Source organism: Acidovorax sp. 59 (assembly GCF_002754175.1).
Lineage (GTDB): Bacteria > Pseudomonadota > Gammaproteobacteria > Burkholderiales > Burkholderiaceae_C > Acidovorax > Acidovorax delafieldii.
The window spans coordinates 568,087-584,473 of sequence record NZ_PEET01000001.1; the positions used below are offsets into that span (position 1 = coordinate 568,087).

General features: G+C 67.1%; 15 protein-coding genes and 1 pseudogene. 11 read left to right on the plus strand and 5 right to left on the minus strand.

The annotated features are described in order from the left end of the window. The first annotated feature begins 81 nt into the window (after positions 1–81). The 4 genes from urtB (at position 82) to urtE (ending at position 4,466) form a co-directional block, all read left to right on the plus strand. A complete protein-coding gene (gene urtB, locus CLU87_RS02670; protein WP_099729409.1) occupies positions 82–1,665 on the plus strand; it encodes an urea ABC transporter permease subunit UrtB in 1,584 nt (527 codons plus the stop codon). A 20-nt stretch (positions 1,666–1,685) separates the two neighbouring features. Beyond that, the gene (gene urtC, locus CLU87_RS02675) at positions 1,686–2,825 is read left to right on the plus strand and encodes an urea ABC transporter permease subunit UrtC (protein WP_099729410.1); all 1,140 of its coding nucleotides are present in this window, start codon (positions 1,686–1,688) and stop codon (positions 2,823–2,825) included. Continuing rightward, positions 2,822–3,697, plus strand: a complete 876-nt coding sequence (gene urtD, locus CLU87_RS02680) for an urea ABC transporter ATP-binding protein UrtD (RefSeq protein ID WP_056060633.1) — start codon at positions 2,822–2,824, stop codon at positions 3,695–3,697. The genes urtC and urtD overlap by 4 nt, the downstream gene beginning before the upstream one ends. A gap of 76 nt (positions 3,698–3,773) precedes the next feature. After that, entirely contained in the window at positions 3,774–4,466 is a 693-nt protein-coding gene (gene urtE, locus CLU87_RS02685) for an urea ABC transporter ATP-binding subunit UrtE (protein WP_056060636.1), read from the plus strand. Positions 4,467–4,586: 120 nt separating this feature from the next. Here urtE and CLU87_RS02690 read toward each other — a convergent pair whose 3' ends face one another. Beyond that, positions 4,587–5,507 carry a LysR family transcriptional regulator gene (locus tag CLU87_RS02690; RefSeq protein ID WP_099729411.1) on the minus strand — a complete coding sequence of 307 codons (921 nt, stop codon included), beginning with the start codon at positions 5,505–5,507 and terminating at the stop codon, positions 4,587–4,589. 199 nt (positions 5,508–5,706) lie between these two features. Here CLU87_RS02690 and CLU87_RS02695 point away from each other — a divergent pair, with 199 nt between their 5' ends. Genes CLU87_RS02695 through CLU87_RS02705 form a run of 3 tightly spaced genes read left to right on the plus strand, consistent with a single transcriptional unit; the run spans position 5,707 to position 9,626 of the window. Further along, positions 5,707–6,720: a porin gene (locus CLU87_RS02695; protein ID WP_099729412.1), complete on the plus strand. Its 1,014-nt coding sequence runs from the start codon at positions 5,707–5,709 to the stop codon at positions 6,718–6,720. A gap of 34 nt (positions 6,721–6,754) precedes the next feature. Then, the gene (locus CLU87_RS02700) at positions 6,755–7,711 is read left to right on the plus strand and encodes a tripartite tricarboxylate transporter substrate binding protein (RefSeq protein WP_225580895.1); all 957 of its coding nucleotides are present in this window, start codon (positions 6,755–6,757) and stop codon (positions 7,709–7,711) included. Between the two features lie 13 nt (positions 7,712–7,724). Further along, positions 7,725–9,626 carry a CocE/NonD family hydrolase gene (locus CLU87_RS02705; RefSeq protein WP_233193690.1) on the plus strand — a complete coding sequence of 634 codons (1,902 nt, stop codon included), beginning with the start codon at positions 7,725–7,727 and terminating at the stop codon, positions 9,624–9,626. 22 nt (positions 9,627–9,648) lie between these two features. Here the strand turns inward: CLU87_RS02705 and CLU87_RS02710 are convergent, their stop codons facing one another. After that, complete coding sequence (locus CLU87_RS02710) at positions 9,649–10,500, minus strand: phosphatase PAP2 family protein (protein ID WP_099729414.1); 852 nt, start codon at positions 10,498–10,500, stop codon at positions 9,649–9,651. Positions 10,501–10,812: 312 nt separating this feature from the next. Here CLU87_RS02710 and CLU87_RS23655 point away from each other — a divergent pair. Further along, positions 10,813–11,139: pseudogene (locus CLU87_RS23655) on the plus strand (diacylglycerol kinase family protein); the annotation flags it as partial. Here the strand turns inward: CLU87_RS23655 and CLU87_RS23660 are convergent. Next, the gene (locus CLU87_RS23660; protein ID WP_353937047.1) at positions 11,133–11,750 is read right to left on the minus strand and encodes a hypothetical protein; all 618 of its coding nucleotides are present in this window, start codon (positions 11,748–11,750) and stop codon (positions 11,133–11,135) included. The pseudogene CLU87_RS23655 and the gene CLU87_RS23660 sit on opposite strands and share 7 nt — an antisense overlap. A 197-nt stretch (positions 11,751–11,947) precedes the next feature. Here CLU87_RS23660 and CLU87_RS02720 point away from each other — a divergent pair, with 197 nt between their 5' ends. Further along, positions 11,948–12,736: a metallophosphoesterase gene (locus CLU87_RS02720; RefSeq protein ID WP_225580897.1), complete on the plus strand. Its 789-nt coding sequence runs from the start codon at positions 11,948–11,950 to the stop codon at positions 12,734–12,736. A 21-nt stretch (positions 12,737–12,757) separates the two neighbouring features. On the opposite strand, the gene CLU87_RS23425 is transcribed toward CLU87_RS02720, so the two are convergent. Next, positions 12,758–12,985: a hypothetical protein gene (locus CLU87_RS23425; protein ID WP_233193691.1), complete on the minus strand. Its 228-nt coding sequence runs from the start codon at positions 12,983–12,985 to the stop codon at positions 12,758–12,760. A 65-nt stretch (positions 12,986–13,050) separates the two neighbouring features. On the opposite strand from CLU87_RS23425, the gene CLU87_RS02725 reads away from it, so the two are divergent. Further along, positions 13,051–14,133: an adenylate/guanylate cyclase domain-containing protein gene (locus CLU87_RS02725; protein WP_056060658.1), complete on the plus strand. Its 1,083-nt coding sequence runs from the start codon at positions 13,051–13,053 to the stop codon at positions 14,131–14,133. A 28-nt stretch (positions 14,134–14,161) separates the two neighbouring features. On the opposite strand, the gene CLU87_RS02730 is transcribed toward CLU87_RS02725, so the two are convergent. Beyond that, positions 14,162–14,908: a haloacid dehalogenase type II gene (locus tag CLU87_RS02730; protein WP_099729416.1), complete on the minus strand. Its 747-nt coding sequence runs from the start codon at positions 14,906–14,908 to the stop codon at positions 14,162–14,164. A 174-nt stretch (positions 14,909–15,082) separates the two neighbouring features. On the opposite strand from CLU87_RS02730, the gene alaC reads away from it, so the two are divergent. Continuing rightward, complete coding sequence (alaC, locus tag CLU87_RS02735) at positions 15,083–16,303, plus strand: alanine transaminase (RefSeq protein ID WP_099729417.1); 1,221 nt, start codon at positions 15,083–15,085, stop codon at positions 16,301–16,303. Positions 16,304–16,387: the final 84 nt, after the last annotated feature.

Sequence of the window (16,387 nt, forward strand, 5' to 3'; positions counted from 1 at the left end):
AGGGGAGGGCGCCTGTGTGCGCCCTCCCTTTTTCTTTGACACCCGCCTGCCACCGACAGCAGGCCGAATGGAATTCTTCTTATGTTGCGATGTTTTCTGGCCATGCGCTGGTGCCTGGTCAGCCTGTTGTGCCTGGCGGGCAGCGCCCACGCCCTCACCGCCGAGCAGGCCTTGGCCATGGCCGCTGGTGACACCGACGACCGTGTGGCCGCCGTGCAGCAGGCCGTGGTGGAGCCCAGCGAACGCACCGCTGCCTTCTTGCAGGCGCTGGCCGACGACGCGGTGAAGGTGGCCGACGGCAAGGCGCTGATCGTGCGCGATGACAAGGGCATCGACCCTGTCACTGGCGCCGAGGTCCCTGTGCCCGCCGATGCCGAAGACATCATCAACAACAACCGCATGCGCGGCGAGATCGACACGGCCCTGGCGGGCCTGGCGCTGTTTGGCAAGGACGAAACCCAGCGCATGGCCGCCGCCAAGGCACTGACCAAGGAGCCGGATGCAGGCCGACTGCCCCTGCTCGACAAGGCACTGGCGCAGGAAACCAACGACAAGATCAAGACCCAGCTGGAGCTGGCGCGCGCCGCCACGCTGCTGGGCAGCGACGACCCCGCACAACGCATCGCAGCCGCCCAGGCACTGTCGCTCAGCGCCACACCTGATACGCGGCTGCTGCTCAATGAACGCGTCACGGTCGAAGAAGACGCCAAGGTCAAGGCCGCACTGCAGGCCGCACTGCGCGCCATGGAAGGCCAGCTCGCCTGGGGCGAGCGCCTGGGCGCTGCGTTCTCGGGCATCAGCCTGGGCTCCATCCTGCTGCTCGTCGCCTTGGGCCTGGCCATCACCTACGGCCTGATGGGCGTGATCAACATGGCCCACGGCGAGCTGATGATGATCGGCGCCTACGCCACCTATGTGGTGCAGGGCATCTTCCAGAAGTATTTTCCGGGTGCGTTCGACTGGTACCTGGTCGCTGCGCTGCCCCTGGCCTTTGGCGCCTCGGCCGCCGTGGGCGCTGTGCTGGAGCGCGGCGTGCTGCGTTTTCTGTACGGGCGCCCCCTGGAGACGCTGCTGGCCACCTGGGGCATCAGCCTGGTGCTGATGCAACTGGTGCGCACGATTTTTGGTGCGCAGAACGTGGGTGTGGAAAACCCCGCGTGGATGAGCGGTGGCGTGCAGGTGCTCTCCAACCTCACGCTGCCCTACAACCGCCTCGTCATCATCGGCTTTGCCATCGCCGTGCTGCTGGGCATGAGCTACCTGATCGGCCGCACGCGCCTGGGCCTGTTCGTGCGTGGTGTGACGCAGAACCGCCCCATTGCCTCGTGCATGGGCGTGAACACGGCGCGCATCGACACCATGGCCTTTGCGCTGGGCTCGGGCATTGCGGGCCTGGCGGGTTGCGCGCTGAGCCAGGTGGGCAACGTGGGGCCGGACCTGGGGCAGAGCTACATCGTCGATGCCTTCATGGTGGTGGTGCTGGGCGGCGTGGGCCAGCTGGCGGGCACGGTGTATGCCGCGCTGGGCCTGGGCATCCTGAACAAGTTCCTCGAAGGCTGGGCGGGCGCGGTGCTGGCCAAGATTGCGGTGCTGGTGTTCATCATCATCTTCATCCAGAAGCGCCCCCAGGGCATCTTCGCGGTCAAAGGGCGTACGGCCGACTGAAGCACCAGAGACGACTGATCATGACTACGCCAACCTCTCCCAACATCCAACTGCCCGCACCGGCGCCGCTGCTCACGCGCGGTGGCTGGTCGGCCTTTATCGTGGCGCTCATCGTGGTGTGCGCTGTGGCCCCCGTGCTCAACCTCTGGGTGCCTGCGGGCAGCATGTTCCACCTGTCGGACTACGCCGTGGCGCTGCTCGGCAAGATCATGTGCTACGCCATCTGTGCGCTGGCCATGGACCTGATCTGGGGCTACACCGGCATCCTGAGCCTGGGCCACGGCCTGTTCTTTGCGCTGGGCGGCTACGTCATGGGCATGTACCTCATGCGCCAGATCGGCCGCGACGGCAACTACAACAGCGACCTGCCGGACTTCATGGTGTTCCTGGACTGGAAGGAGCTGCCCTGGCACTGGGCGCTGTCCGACAGCTTCATCGCCACGCTGATCCTCATCGTGGCCGTGCCGGGCGTGATCGCGTTTGTGTTCGGCTACTTCGCCTTCCGCTCGCGCATCAAGGGTGTGTACTTCTCCATCATCACGCAGGCCATGACGTATGCGGCCATGCTGCTGTTCTTCCGCAACGAAACCGGCTTTGGCGGCAACAACGGCTTTACCGACTTCAAGCGCATCCTGGGCACGCCCATTGCCACGCAGAACATGCGCATGACGCTGTTTGTGCTGACGGGGTTGTCGCTGCTGGGCTTCTTCCTGCTGGCGCGCTGGCTGGTGCGCAGCAAGTTTGGCCGCGTGCTGCAGGCCGTGCGCGATGCCGAGAGCCGTGTCATGTTCTCGGGCTATTCGCCGCTGCCCTACAAGCTCACCATCTGGACCATCAGCGCCATGATGTGCGGCGTGGCGGGCGCGTTGTATGTGCCCCAGGTCGGCATCATCAACCCCGGCGAGATGAGCGCCGCCAACTCCATCGAGATCGCCGTATGGGCGGCCGTGGGCGGGCGCGCCACACTCATCGGACCCATCGTGGGCGCGTTCATCGTCAACGGTGCCAAGAGCTGGCTCACGGTGACGGCGCCGGAGTTCTGGCTGTACTTTCTGGGCGCGCTGTTCATTGCGGTCACGCTGTTCCTGCCCGACGGTGTGGTGGGGCTGGTCAAGAAGCTCAAGGCAAAAATGACAACAACGAAGGGAGCCGCGCAATGACGCCCGATCTGATGGAAGAAGGTGCGCGGCGGCTGCAGAAGACGCTGGCGCCCGTCGCACTGGGCCAGACCGAGTCGGGTGGCCGCGCGGCAGGCTTCTCGCGCATTGCCACGCCGGGCGAAGTGGACGTGACCCACGGCCGCATCCTGTACCTGGAAGACGTGCATGTCAGCTTTGACGGCTTCAAGGCCATCAACGGCCTGAGCCTGGACATCGCCCCGGGCGAGCTGCGCTGCATCATCGGCCCCAATGGTGCGGGCAAGACGACGATGATGGACATCATCACCGGCAAGACCCGGCCCGACAAAGGCACGGTGTTTTTTGGCTCCACCATCGACCTGCTGCGCCACAACGAGCCCGAGATCGCAAGCCTGGGTATCGGCCGCAAGTTCCAGAAGCCCACGGTGTTCGAGCAGCTCAGCGTGTTCGAGAACCTGGAGCTGGCGCTCAAGACCCACAAGGGCGTGAAGTCCAGCATGTTCTTCAAGCTCGACTCCGCACAGTCGGACCGCCTGGCCGAGATCCTGCACACCATTCACCTGGCCGACAGCGTCACGCGCCAGTCGGGCAACCTGAGCCACGGGCAAAAGCAGTGGCTGGAGATTGGCATGCTGCTGATGCAGGACCCCAAGCTGCTGCTGCTGGACGAACCCGTGGCCGGCATGACCGATGAAGAAACCGCCCGCACTGCGGAGCTGTTCCTCACGCTCAAGGGCAAACACTCGCTCATGGTGGTGGAGCACGACATGGGCTTCATCCGCACCATCTCAGAGAAGGTGACGGTGCTGTGCGATGGCTCGGTGCTGGCCGAAGGCACGCTCGACCAGGTGCAGGCCGACGAGCGCGTGATCGAGGTGTATCTCGGCCGGTGAAAGTATTCACTATCAAAAATATAGCTGCCGGCGCATATTGAACTAGCGCTAGCGGCCCAAAACACCCCAAGTCACCATGCTCACCGTCCAGAACATCAACCAGTACTACGGCGGCTCCCACATCCTGCGTGACGTGAGCCTCACCGCCACCCCGGGCAAGGTCACCGTGCTGCTCGGCCGCAACGGCGTGGGCAAGACGACGCTGCTCAAAAGCCTCATGGGGCTGGTGCCCATCAAGAGCGGCAGCATCAGCTTCGACGGCAAACCCATCGACAAAGCCACGCCCTACGACAGGGCGCGCGCAGGCATCGGCTTTGTGCCGCAAGGCCGCGAAATCTTCGGCCGCCTCACCGTCGAAGAAAACCTGCGCATGGGCCTGGCCTACAAAAGCGGATCGACGCCGGTGCCTGCACACCTGTACGAACTCTTCCCCGTGCTCAAGCAGATGCTCAAGCGCCGGGGCGGTGACCTGTCGGGCGGGCAACAACAGCAGCTGGCCATTGCCCGCGCGCTGGCCCCCGGCCCGCGTTTGCTCATCCTGGACGAGCCCACCGAGGGCATCCAGCCCAGCATCATCAAGGACATCGGCCGCGTGATCCGCATGCTGGCCGACCAGGGAGAAATGGCCATCCTGCTGTGCGAGCAGTACTACGACTTTGCGCAGGAACTGGCCGATGAGTACCTGGTGATGGAGCGCGGCGAGGTCATCGCCCGCGGGCCAGGTAGCGAGATGGAAGCCAAGGGCATTCGCAACCTCGTGGCGATTTAAGACCGCACCCCCTGAGTCGCCTGCGGCGCCTTCCCCCTCTCTCGCTGCGTGGGAGGGGGATGCCCCCGGTGGCCTGGCGAAGCCAGTTCCACCGGTGCACTAGCGAGGGGCGTGCCAGTTTCAGGGAGCTGAAGGCAATGCCACGGCGGGGGACGGTGCTTCCATCGCCTCCACCAGCAGTCGCGTGAAGGTGTCATGCAACGGCGAGGCCGGTGCGTTGTTCACCGTGGCGATGCCCAGCTGGTAGGCGATCCGGGGCCTGAACGGGCGCGACGTGATCGCTTCGTACGGGCAGTGCTGCGCCAGCAAGGCGTTCACGATCGAGACCCCGAGCCCCTGGGCCACGTGGGCGCAGGCCTCGCTGATGGAGTGCACCTCCAGCGCCACGCGCGGCTGCACGCGCCGCTGGCGAAAGGCCATGTCGATGTCGTGGCGGATCTGCCGCTGGCGCCCCAGCAGGATCAGGCTGACGTCGATCAGGTCGGTGGGGCTGACCTCTGCCAGGCCTTCGAGCGCATGGCCCCGGGGCATGATGCACACGGCTTCGGAGTCCAGGCTGGCGCGGGTGCTCAGTCCCTGCATTTCCATGGGCAGGCGCACGAGGCCGATGTCCGCATCGCGGCTCAGCAGCGCGCGCTCGGTGTCGTTGTACGAGCCTGACAGTACCTCCAGCACCACGTCCGGGTGCGCCTGCATGAAGCGCTTGGCCAGCACCGGCATGAGCGTGGTGGCCAGCGTGCTGGGCACCGCCACCTTCAGCAGGCGCCGCTTGAAGCCGCCCAGACGCAACTGTTCGGCATGGCGGCGAAAGCACTGCGCCGAGTCCATCAGCACCTGGGCGTCGTGCAGCAGCGCATGGGCTTCGGCCGTGGGGCTCAGGCGGCCTTTTTCGCGCACGAACAAACGCAGGGCCAGGTCCTCCTCCAGCTGCGCCAGCAAGCGGCTGATGGCGGGTTGCGACAGCCCCATGCGCTCGGCCGCGCCGGTGGTGGAGCCGCTGAGCATGATGGCCTGGAAGGCCTCGAGTTGCTTGAAGTTCATGGAGTGGAAAAGGGGCAGACGTTCGGGTATGCAGGCAGCCGGCCTGCATCTTTGCACTGCTGCCACGCCAGCGCAAACCTGCGGTCTATTGCATAGGGTCATCAGCGTTCGTCATAGCGTTGTGGCCGAGCACCTCGCTCCACAGAATCGGCGGCGTCATCAGCCAACCTGGCACCACCCCTTCAAGGAGCAAGATTTCATGAGGCGCTCATTTCCCTTCGCGCTGGCCGCCTGCGGCCTTTCCGTTTCGGCGGCGGTGCCCGCCGCCGCACAGGACCTGCAGGTCTACGGCCAGGTGCGGCTCACCGTCAACAACGTGAAGACCGGCAACGCCGGCTCCGTGACTGAAGAGCGCGACAACGCATCCCGCCTGGGCTTTCGCGGCAAGGAGGACCTGGGCGACGGCCTGGCCGCCCTGTTCGGCCTGGAGATGGGGCTCGAAGCCGACTCCGGCGCCGCCACCACGCCAGCCTTTCGCAACAGCTATGCCGCCTTGCGCGGCAGCCTGGGCACGGTGGCGCTCGGGCGGCTCGACTCGGCCAACCCGACTGGATCGCCGCTGTATTCGCAGGTGACGCGCATCACCTCGTTCGCCGCCAACGATGCCGGGGCCACGGCCATCGGCACCTCCATCCTGAACGCGCGCAACCGCACGTCCAACGCCATCGGCTACCAAAGCCCCACCTGGGGCGGCGTCAACCTGCGGGCGCGCTACTACCTGCGCGGCGACGCCAAGACGCCCGAGCAGGAAAACGGCGCCAAGTCGCTGGACCTGGGCCTCAACTATGCCGATGGGCCCTGGTCGGCAGGCATCGGCTACGGCAAGGACACGCGCCCGGGTGGCCTGCTGGCCAACGAGTTCTCGAGCAAATGGCAGGCCGGCGTGCGCTACGACTTCGGCGCGATCGAGCCCTATGTGCTTCTGGGCCGCGATACCTACGCCAGGACGTCGGCCACCACCCGCGCCGATGTGGACTACTGGCTGGTGGGCACCCGCTTTTCGGCCGGCCAGCACGCCATCGTGGTCAACGTGATGCAGCGCGATGTGCAGGCGTCGCTGCGCGGCCTGCGCAAGCGCCAGCAGGTAGCCTATACCTATGCCCTGTCCAAACGCACCGAGCTGCAGGCCTTCATCGACCGCGACGGCATCGATTCGAGCCGCAGCAATGTGTCCGTGCGCGCCATTGGCGCGGGAGTTCGCCATGATTTCTGATAACAAGCACCGCATGATTCCCTGGATATCCCGCATGCCGCAAACGATCGCACTGTTGTGTTCATTCATGCTGTGCCACCCGCTGATCGCGGGCGCGGCCGAGTTCCCCGAGAAGCCCGTGCGCATCGTGATTCCGTTTCCGGCAGGGGCAGCTGCGGACACGGCCATGCGTGTGGTGGCACGCAAGATGTCGGACCAGTGGCGGCAGCCTGTCGTCATCGACAACCGGCCCGGTGCGCACGGCTTCCAGGCGGTCTCCTCGGCGCCAGCCGACGGGTACACGCTGCTGATGGGCGCAGGTTCCGGCATGGTGACGGCGCCGCTGCTTTCCAGCAAGCTCACGTACAACCCGTCGCGCGACTTCGTGCCGGTGGGGCGGGTGGTGGTCAACGTGCCCATCCTCACCACACACCCAAGCCTGCAGGTCCGCACGGTGCAGGAGCTTATCGAGCTGGCGCGCAAGAACCCCGGCGGCCTGAACTACAGCACCAGCGGCAACGGCAGCCCGGGGCATTTGTCGATGGAGATGTTCCAGGCGGCCACCGGCACGCGCATGGTGCAGATCCCGTACAAGGGCGGCGGCCCGGCGGTGAACGAGCTGGCGGGCGGGCATGTGCAGGTGGGCATCAATGCGGTGCCCAGTGTGGCTGCGCATATCAAGGCGGGCAAGCTGGTGCCGCTGGCGGTGGCCAGCGCCAAGCGCTCGCGCGCCTTCCCGCAGGTGCCGACCATGGCCGAGGCGGGGCTCAAGGACTTCGAGTACGACATCTGGTACGCCCTGTTCGCGCCCACGGGCACGCCGGCGGAGGCGGTGCAAAAAATCAGCAAGGTGCTGCGCGCATCGCTGGCCGATGCGGAGGTGACCGCCTCGCTGGTGGCGCAGGGTGCGGAGCCCGCGCCCACCACGCCGCAGGAGCTCGGCCGCTTCATCCAGGAAGACACGGCGCGCTGGGCCAAGCTGGTCAAGGACCGCAACCTCAAGCTCGACTGAGGCAGGAACTTTCATGACCACGATGATGAATCCAATGGCGCCGTCCGCCGCCCCGGCCGGTCTGGGCGGGGTGGTGCGGCACACCTGCCGGGTGCCCATGCGCGACGGCGTGCACCTGGCCACCGATGTGTATCTGCCGGCCGGCCACACCGGCCCCCTGCCGGTGCTGCTGGAGCGCACACCCTACGGCAAAGACGAACCCACCCGGCGCGAGCGCACCGCCGCTAACCCCGCACCCCTGCGGCGCGGCGAGGTGGCCGAGCGGTTTGCCCGCGAGGGCTACGCGGTGGTGGTACAGGACTGCCGGGGCCGCTTCGACTCCGAGGGGCAGTTCACCAAGTACCTGGGCGAGGCCCACGACGGCGCCGACACCATGGCCTGGATCGTGGCGCAGCCCTGGTGCAACGGCTCCGTGGGCACCTACGGCCTGTCGTACGCGGCACACACTCAGACGGCGCTGGCCAGCCAGCGGCCCGCCGGGCTCAAGGCCATGTTTCTCGAATGCGGCGGCTTTGCCAATGCCTACCGGGGCGGCATCCGCCATGGGGGTGCTTTCGAGCTCAAGCAGGCCGTGTGGGCCCTGCGCAATGCGCGCAGCGGCAGCAACAGCCTGAGCGACGCCGCGCGCCAGGCGCTCGACCAGGCAGACATCGGCGAATGGTTCTTGCGCCTGCCCTGGACGCGCGGCGATTCGCCGCTGCAGTGGGCGCCCGAGTACGAGGACTATCTCTTCGGCCAATGGGAGCGCGGCAGCTTCGACGACCATTGGCGCCAGCCCGAGCTGTATGCGGCAGGCCACTACGGCGCCTTCGAAGGCGTGGCCGTGATGCTGATGTGCGGCTGGTGGGACCCCTATGCGCAGACCACCACCGACAACTACCTCGGGCTCTCGCAGCGCGGGCAGGGCGACGTGCGCATGGTGCTGGGCCCCTGGACGCATGGCGAGCGCAGCGTGCCGTACGCGGGCGATGTGGACTTCGGCCGCGATGCGGTGCTGGATGGCACGCTTGCACCCGACTACGTGCACATGCGGCTCGCGTGGTTCAACCACTGGCTGCGCGGGCAGCCGCTGCCCGAGGGGCAGGACGATGCCGTGCGCTACTTCCGCATGGGCGGGGGCACGGGGCGGCGCACGCCGCAAGGCCGGCTCGACCATGGCGGCATCTGGCGCAGCGCGGCCCGCTGGCCTGTACCGGCGACCACGCTGGTGCCCTGGTACCTCGCGCCGGGCGGGCTGCTGTCGCAGTCCGTACCGCAGGCCGAGGCCCAGGCCGGTTTTTGCTTCGACCCCGCAAGGCCGGTACCCACCATCGGGGGCTCCGTCACCTCGGGCGAACCGCTGATGGTGGCCGGTGCCTACGACCAGCGCACGCACGACGGGCTGTTCGGTGCGCAGGCGCCGTTCGGGCCGCTGGCCGGCCGGGACGACGTGCTGGTGTTCCAGACGCCGCCGCTCGCCGGCGATGTGGAGATCACCGGCCCGGTGACCATCGCGCTGTGGGTGTCGTCCACCGCACCCGACACCGACTTCACGGCCAAGCTGATCGACCAGTACCCGCCCAGCGAGGACTACCCCGAGGGGTATGCGATGAATCTGACCGACGGCATCCTGCGCTGCCGCTACCGCGACTCGTGGGAGCAGCCGGGGCTGATGGCGCCTGGCGAGGTGGTGGAGATCACCATCGAGCCCATGCCCACATCCAACCTGTTCCGCCGGGGCCATCGGATACGGCTCGACATCTCGAGCAGCAACTTCCCGCGGTTCGACGTCAACCCCAACACCGGCGCTCCGGAGGGCAGTGCGGGGCCACGGGTGGTGGCGTTCAACACCGTGCACATGGGGCCGGGGCGTGCGTCCTGTGTGGTCTTGCCGATGCAGCCCATGGCGTCTGCCGAGGACTCCCCCGCGCGGTGAACCAGGGCGCCCGGGCGGCGGCTCAGCGGCGCGTCGCCGGGGGCGCAGCGCCGCGCCAGCGCGACACGCTCTCCATGATCAGCACCGTGCACACCATCCACGTGCCGCCCAGCAGCCAGCCTGCCAGCACATCACTCGCGTAGTGCACGTGCAGCACCACGCGGCTCCAGCCGGTGGTGAAGATCAGCGCGCCGGCCAGCACCACCGCAGGCAGGTGCCAGGCGCGGGGCAATAGCCGCGTGGCCAGGTAGGCCAGCATGGCATAGGCCACCATCGATGTGCTGCTGTGCCCGCTGGGAAAGCTGTAGCCGCTGGCCTCGGCGATGCCGTGCGTGTGCTCGGGCCGCACGCGCTCGAACAGACGCTTCAGCACCTTGGTCAACGCGCCGTTGCCCGCCATGGCCACCAGCCAGCCGGTGGCCAGCAGGCGGTGCCGGCGCAGCCACAGCAGGGCGGCCACGCCCAGCGCCAGCGCGGTCAGAACCCAGGTGTCGCCCAGGTGGGTGAGGGTGGCAAACCATTGCAGCACGGCGGCGGATGCCTGTGCTTGCAGGCCTGCAGCCAGTGCGTCGTCCAGTGCGCCCCAGGTGCCCGGGGCGCGCCCGCTTTCGGCCAGCTCTGCCAGCGCGGCACCTGCCAGAGCCAGCGTGCAGGCCGATGCGGCCATGGCGGCCATCAACACCCAGCGCGCTTGCGCCGGAAACATGCGGCCCAGCGGGGCGCCTGCGTGTTGTCGCAGGCGGCGCAAGCCGGTCAAGGCGACGCTACCCAGCAGGGCAAACGACAGCACGCCAGCCATCCACCAGCCCAGGGGGTGTTGCGCCAGCAGGGCGCCGATGTCGGTGGCGGCCAAAGCGCTGGAGGTTGTGGTCATGGAGATAGTGGGTCCTTTCTTTGGATGCACCCGCAGGGCGGGCGGCCCATGGAGAGAAGCCGCGGGTTGTACCGAAGTTCCCAACATCCCGTTGCGTGATGGGTGTATTGCATCGTCACTGCCGCTGTCGGAGCCGGCTGACAAAGGGTAGGCGTGGCTACCGGCTGCGCGGGGGACAGCCGTTTGTCACCATGGAGTGCCCTGCAATCCGTGTTGACAATCATCGTGTGGTGTGGCCCTGCGGGCTCGCCCGGTCGCTGCGATTGGCTCAGCGCGGTGTGGGGTTGCTCTTGTTTGTTGCAGAGTTTTTGAATGACACCTTCGGAACACACCCTCCCTCCCCAGCCCCGTGGCCCCATCCATCTGGTGGTGCCACGGCGGCCAGGTGCCGACCTGGACCTGCTGCGCGCCAAGCTCGAAGGTGTGCCTGCCTTGCAGGCGCACGACGTGGTGTGGCACGTGCCTGACCGGCGTGCCGACATCGTGCAGCTGGCCGAGCAAGCCGCCCAGGCCGCGCAGGACGATGGTGGACTGGTGGTGGCCGCCGGGGGTGACGGCACCATCAACGCAGTGGCGTCGGCGGCGCTGCGCGCCGGGGTGCCGCTGGGTGTGGTGCCCATGGGCACGTTCAACTACTTCAGCCGTGAACATGGTCTGGCGCTGGACCCCGAGACCGCTGTGCAGGACCTGCTGCAGGCGCTGCATGCGGGCGACCTGCGGCCAGTGCAGGTGGGGTTTGTGAACCGCCGCATGTTTGTGGTCAACGCCAGCGTGGGCCTGTACCCCAAGATGCTGGCCGACCGCGAGATGGCATCGCGCCGCTTTGGCCGCAAGCGCTGGGTGGCCATAGCGGCGGCGGTGTGGAGCCTGTTTCGTCCCGCATCGGGCCGCCGCTGGCGCGTGGTGATGAAGACGCACCAGGGCGCCGAGGCGCAGCAGGAGGAGCATCTGGTCACCACCCTGTTTGTGGGCAACAACCCCTTGCAGCTGGACCGCATGGGCCTGCCGCAGGCGCAGAAGGTGGCAGACGGCGGGCACTTGGCCGTGGTGATGCTCAAGCCCCAGGGGCGCTGGGCCATCGCCCGCACCGTGTGGAACGCGGCCACCGGCCAGCTCGACAAGGACAACGCGGTGGTCAGCATGGCGTGTGCCGAGCTGACCGTGGCGCCCGCCAGCTGGCGACCCCCGCAGGTCAAGGTGGCGTTTGACGGCGAGCGGGAGTGGATGGCTCCACCCCTGCATTTCCGCATCAGTGCGCGGCCGCTGTGGCTGGTGGCACCGAGCCCGCTGGTGCGCGATGGTGCAGCGCAGACCCCACCACCAGAAGATACCGCTTTCGCAGCCTCCGCAACCGACACGCCTGCGCCCGGCACTACCCCCGCCCCCGGCTTGCTGCCTGCATGATGGGGCCCCCCGTGCGCCTGCCCACTGCCTGCGACCACCTGCCATGACTGTTCTGATGCACCTGTCGGACTTGCACTTCGGTGCGCACGACCCGTTGGTGTGTGCTGCTGTGCAGCGGCTGGCGCAACGCCTGGGGGTGGCAATGGTGGTGGTGTCGGGCGACCTCACGCAGCGCGCCACGGCCGAGCAGTTTGAGCAGGCCGCGCGGTTTGTGCAGGGCCTGCATGCGCGCAGCACCCTGGTGCTGGCGGGCAACCACGACCTGCCCCTGTTTGCGTGGTGGATGCGCTGGGGCCGTTCGTACGAAAGGTTCTCCGAACAGTTCGGCATGGACCAGGAGCCCGTGCGGCAGATGGGAGCGTTCTACGTGGTGGGCGTGAACACCACGCGTGCCTGGCGGCACGAGCGCGGCAGCCTGTCGTCTGCCCAGATCGAGCATGTGGCGCTGCTGCTGGCGCGTGCACCCCCGGGTGCATGGCGCATTGTGGCCAGCCACCACCCGCTGGTAGCGCGCGACGCCGAGGACCGCGACCACCGCCCCCATCGCGCCGACGAAGCCGTGGAGCGCTGGCGCATTGCCGGCGCGCAAATGCTGCTGTCCGGCCACGTGCACCAGCCGCGCCTGTTGCAGCCAATGCCGGGGCTGTGGGCCAGCAGCGCGGGCACGGCGGTTTCGCACCGCCTGCGGCACGGCAGCCCCAACAGCCTGGTGGTGCTCAGCACCGAGGCATCGGGCGCTGCGCCAGACGGCCAAGCGAGGGTGGCGGCACGGTGGGACTATGACGGCGTGGTGGGCGAGTTTGTGTGTGTGGACCGGGTGGCTGCCAGGTGACGGCGGAAGACGCATCAATTGCTATGTTGTTGATAGCATTTGATGCATATGGATGTAGCGCTTCCAGCCAAAAAGACCGAATTTTTCTACCGGGAAGCGCTGCGGCGCTGCTGGCACGCCCCACACCGGTTTGCTGATAGCGGGCAGGTGCCGCTGACCTCGCTGTTGCTGCTTTGCCCGGGGTGTTTTCACCGGTTGACCAGCCGTGGGGCGGCGCCTATTCTGGGTGGTGAATGGCAGGTATTGCATTTAGAACCTGAACAGGTTCTTACCCCCACCCATAAAAACCCGGCCGCTCCACGCCCCAGACCTCCATGCACAAAGAATTCCACCACGACGCCGTGCGCCGCCTGCAGGCGCTGATCGAACGCGAAACCGGCAAGCCCCTGGGCGAGGCGGCGCAGGCCGAGATGGCGGGCATCCTGCACGGTATGGAAAACCCCGAAGGTGCTGCCGCCAACGGCCTGGAGGTGGCGCCGCGCGAGGTCACCATCCTGCTGGCCGACCTGCGCGGGTTCACTGCGCTGTCGGGCTCACAGCCCGCATCGGTGGTCATTGCGGCGCTCAACCGCTGCCTGGCACGGCTGTCGGAGGTGGTGTTCAAGTACCAGGGCACCATCGACAAATTCATGGGCGACTCGATCATGGTGCTGTTCGGCGCCCCGGTGGCCCGCGACGACGATGTGGACCGCGCGCTGCTGTGTGCGGTGGAGATGCAGATCGCCATGCGCGAGCTGAACCTGGCCCACCTGACCGAGCGCCTGCCGGAGGTGTTTCTGGGCATTGGCGTGAACACGGGCACGGTGATGGCCGGGCGCTTTGGCTCGGATGTGTATTCCGAATACACGGTGATCGGCGAGGCCGTGAACCTGGCTTCGCGCATCGAGGCGCTGAGCCTGCGGGGCCAGGTGCTCATCAGCGACTCCACCTACCAGCGCTGCTGGGGGCTGGTGTCGGCGTCTGCGCCCATGCAGGTGTTCGTCAAGGGGCGCACGCAGCCCGTCAGCCTGCGTGAGCTGATCGCCATCCCGTCGCACAAGCTCAAGGTGCCCCGCCAGGAGTTCCGCCGCAGCCACCGTGTGGACGCGCGCCTGCCCTGCCTGTGCCAGCGCATGCAGGACAAGATCGTGGTGCCCCACATCGTGCACGGGGCCATCCGCGACATTGGCTACCACGGCCTGCTGGTCGAGCTGATCGAGCCACTGGAACCCCATAGCGAGATCAAGCTGGAGTTCGAGCTGCCGCTGGTGGACTACCGCGTGGCCGATGTGTATGCGCGGGTCATCACCCTCAAGCAAGAGGGCGACGAATGGGTGGCCGGGCTGGAGTTCACATCCATCAGCGCCGAGTGCCGCGCCAAGGTGCAGATGTTTGTGCAGCTGCTGGTGGCGCACTGACGCGCGCGCACACCGCACCGCTGGCCGTTCAGCATCCCAGCAGGCTGGCCAGATCGGTCAGGTCCTTGGCGTGCAAGTCATTGCCGGGCTGCGGCGACACATCCTTGGGCTGTGCCACGCCAAACTCGTGTGGCCGTTCGATGTACGCCGTGCGCAGGCCACAGCCCCGCGCAGCGGCCAGGTCGTCGTGGTGCGCCGCCACCAGCGCCACCTGCTGTGGTGGCAGGTCAAACACCCGCGCCACGCCCTGGTAGGTGTCGGGATGCGGCTTGTAGGCCTTGAACACCTCGGCGCTCAACACACAGTCCCAGGGCAACCCGGCGCGCTTGGCCATGTTGGTCAGCAGGCCGATGTTGCCGTTCGATAGTGTGGTGATGGTGTAGCGCTGCTTGAGCCGCGTCAGCCCCTGCACGCTGTCGGGCCAGGCATGGAGCCTGTGCCACGCGCGGTTGAGGTGGTGGCGCTCGGCATCGCCCAGGTGTGCCAGCCCAAAGCGCGGAAGGATCTCGTCCAGGATCTGCCGGTGCAGGGCATCGATCAGCGTCCAGCCCTGTTCGCCGCGCATCACCCGCGCCATGGCGGGCTGGTAGCCCGCGCGCCACGCCAGTGCAAACGCATCGGCATCTACCTGGGGATAGAGTGCCCGCACCTCGCGCGCAATGCTGCCGTGCCAGTCCACCACGGTGCCAAAGATGTCGAAGGCCAGCACCTGCACCTGGGCAAAGGGATGGTCGGCAGGCAGGGCAGTGGGGTTGGTGGATGGGAGGGTGTTCATGCGTTCATCGTAGAGGCGGCGGCAAGCCCTCGTCCCCACTGCGGCATTGCCGCCACACTGCGCACAAAGGGCTGGAGTGTTGCCCGCAGCTTGCGCTACATTGGCTGCGGGCTGGCCTTTCTGTCAGCCACGTCGCTCGGACGGTTCCGGGCGCTTACGTGAAAGTCACACCGCATGTCTGCATCGCAGGGCAAGCGCCGTTTTGCGCGCATCGATCGCCTCCCTCCCTACGTCTTCAACATCACGGCCGAGCTCAAGCTCGCCGCCCGCCGCCGGGGCGAAGACATCATCGACATGAGCATGGGCAACCCCGACGGGGCCACGCCACCGCACATCGTCGCCAAGCTCACCGAAGTGGCCCAGCGGCCCGATACCCACGGCTACAGCGCCAGCAAAGGCATCCCGCGCCTGCGCCGCGCCATCAGCCACTGGTACAAGGACCGCTACGCGGTGGACATCAACCCCGACACCGAGGCCATCGTCACCATCGGCTCCAAGGAAGGCCTGGCCCATCTGATGCTGGCCACGCTGGACCGGGGCGACACCGTGCTGGTGCCCGACCCCAGCTACCCCATCCACATCTACGGTGCGGTGATTGCCGGTGCCGACATCCGCAGCGTGCCCGTGGCGCCCGATGTGGACTTTTTTGCCGAGCTGGAAAAGGCCATCCGCGGCAGCTACCCCAAGCCCAAGATGATGATCTTCGGCTTTCCCAGCAATCCCACGGCGCAGTGCGTGGAGCTGAGTTTCTTCGAGCGCGTGATCGCCCTGGCCAAGAAGCACGACATCCTGGTGGTGCACGACCTGGCCTATGCCGACATCGTGTACGACGGCTACCGCGCCCCCAGCATCATGGAAGTGCCCGGCGCCAAGGACGTGGCGGTGGAGTTCTTCACACTCAGCAAAAGCTACAACATGGCCGGCTGGCGCGTGGGCTTCATGGTGGGCAACCCCGACCTCGTGGCGGCGCTCGCCCGCATCAAGAGCTACCACGACTACGGCACCTTCACCCCCCTGCAGGTCGCGGCCATCGCCGCGCTGGAGGGCGACCAGCAGTGCGTGAAAGACATCGCCGCCCAGTACCAGCGCCGCCGCGATGTGCTCTACAAGGGCCTCACCGAAGCCGGCTGGGCCGTGGACTGCCCCAAGGCCAGCATGTACATCTGGGCCCGCATCCCCGAGCCCTACCGTGCGCTGGGCTCGCTGGAGTTTGCGCGGCAACTGCTGGACAAGGCCAAGGTGTGTGTGTCGCCAGGCATTGGCTTTGGCGACCAGGGGGATGAGTACGTGCGCTTTGCGCTGATCGAGAACGAGGCGCGGATTCGGCAGGCGGTGCGGGGGATTCGGGGGATGTTCAAGGCGGATGGGTTGGTGAATATGACTGGGACTGCCTAAGGAAGACAAAGCTACCTAGAACCCATCGACAAGGCTGAACGCGTGGCGACTTGGCTGTCGCCGTTGCGGAAAAAATGATCTTGT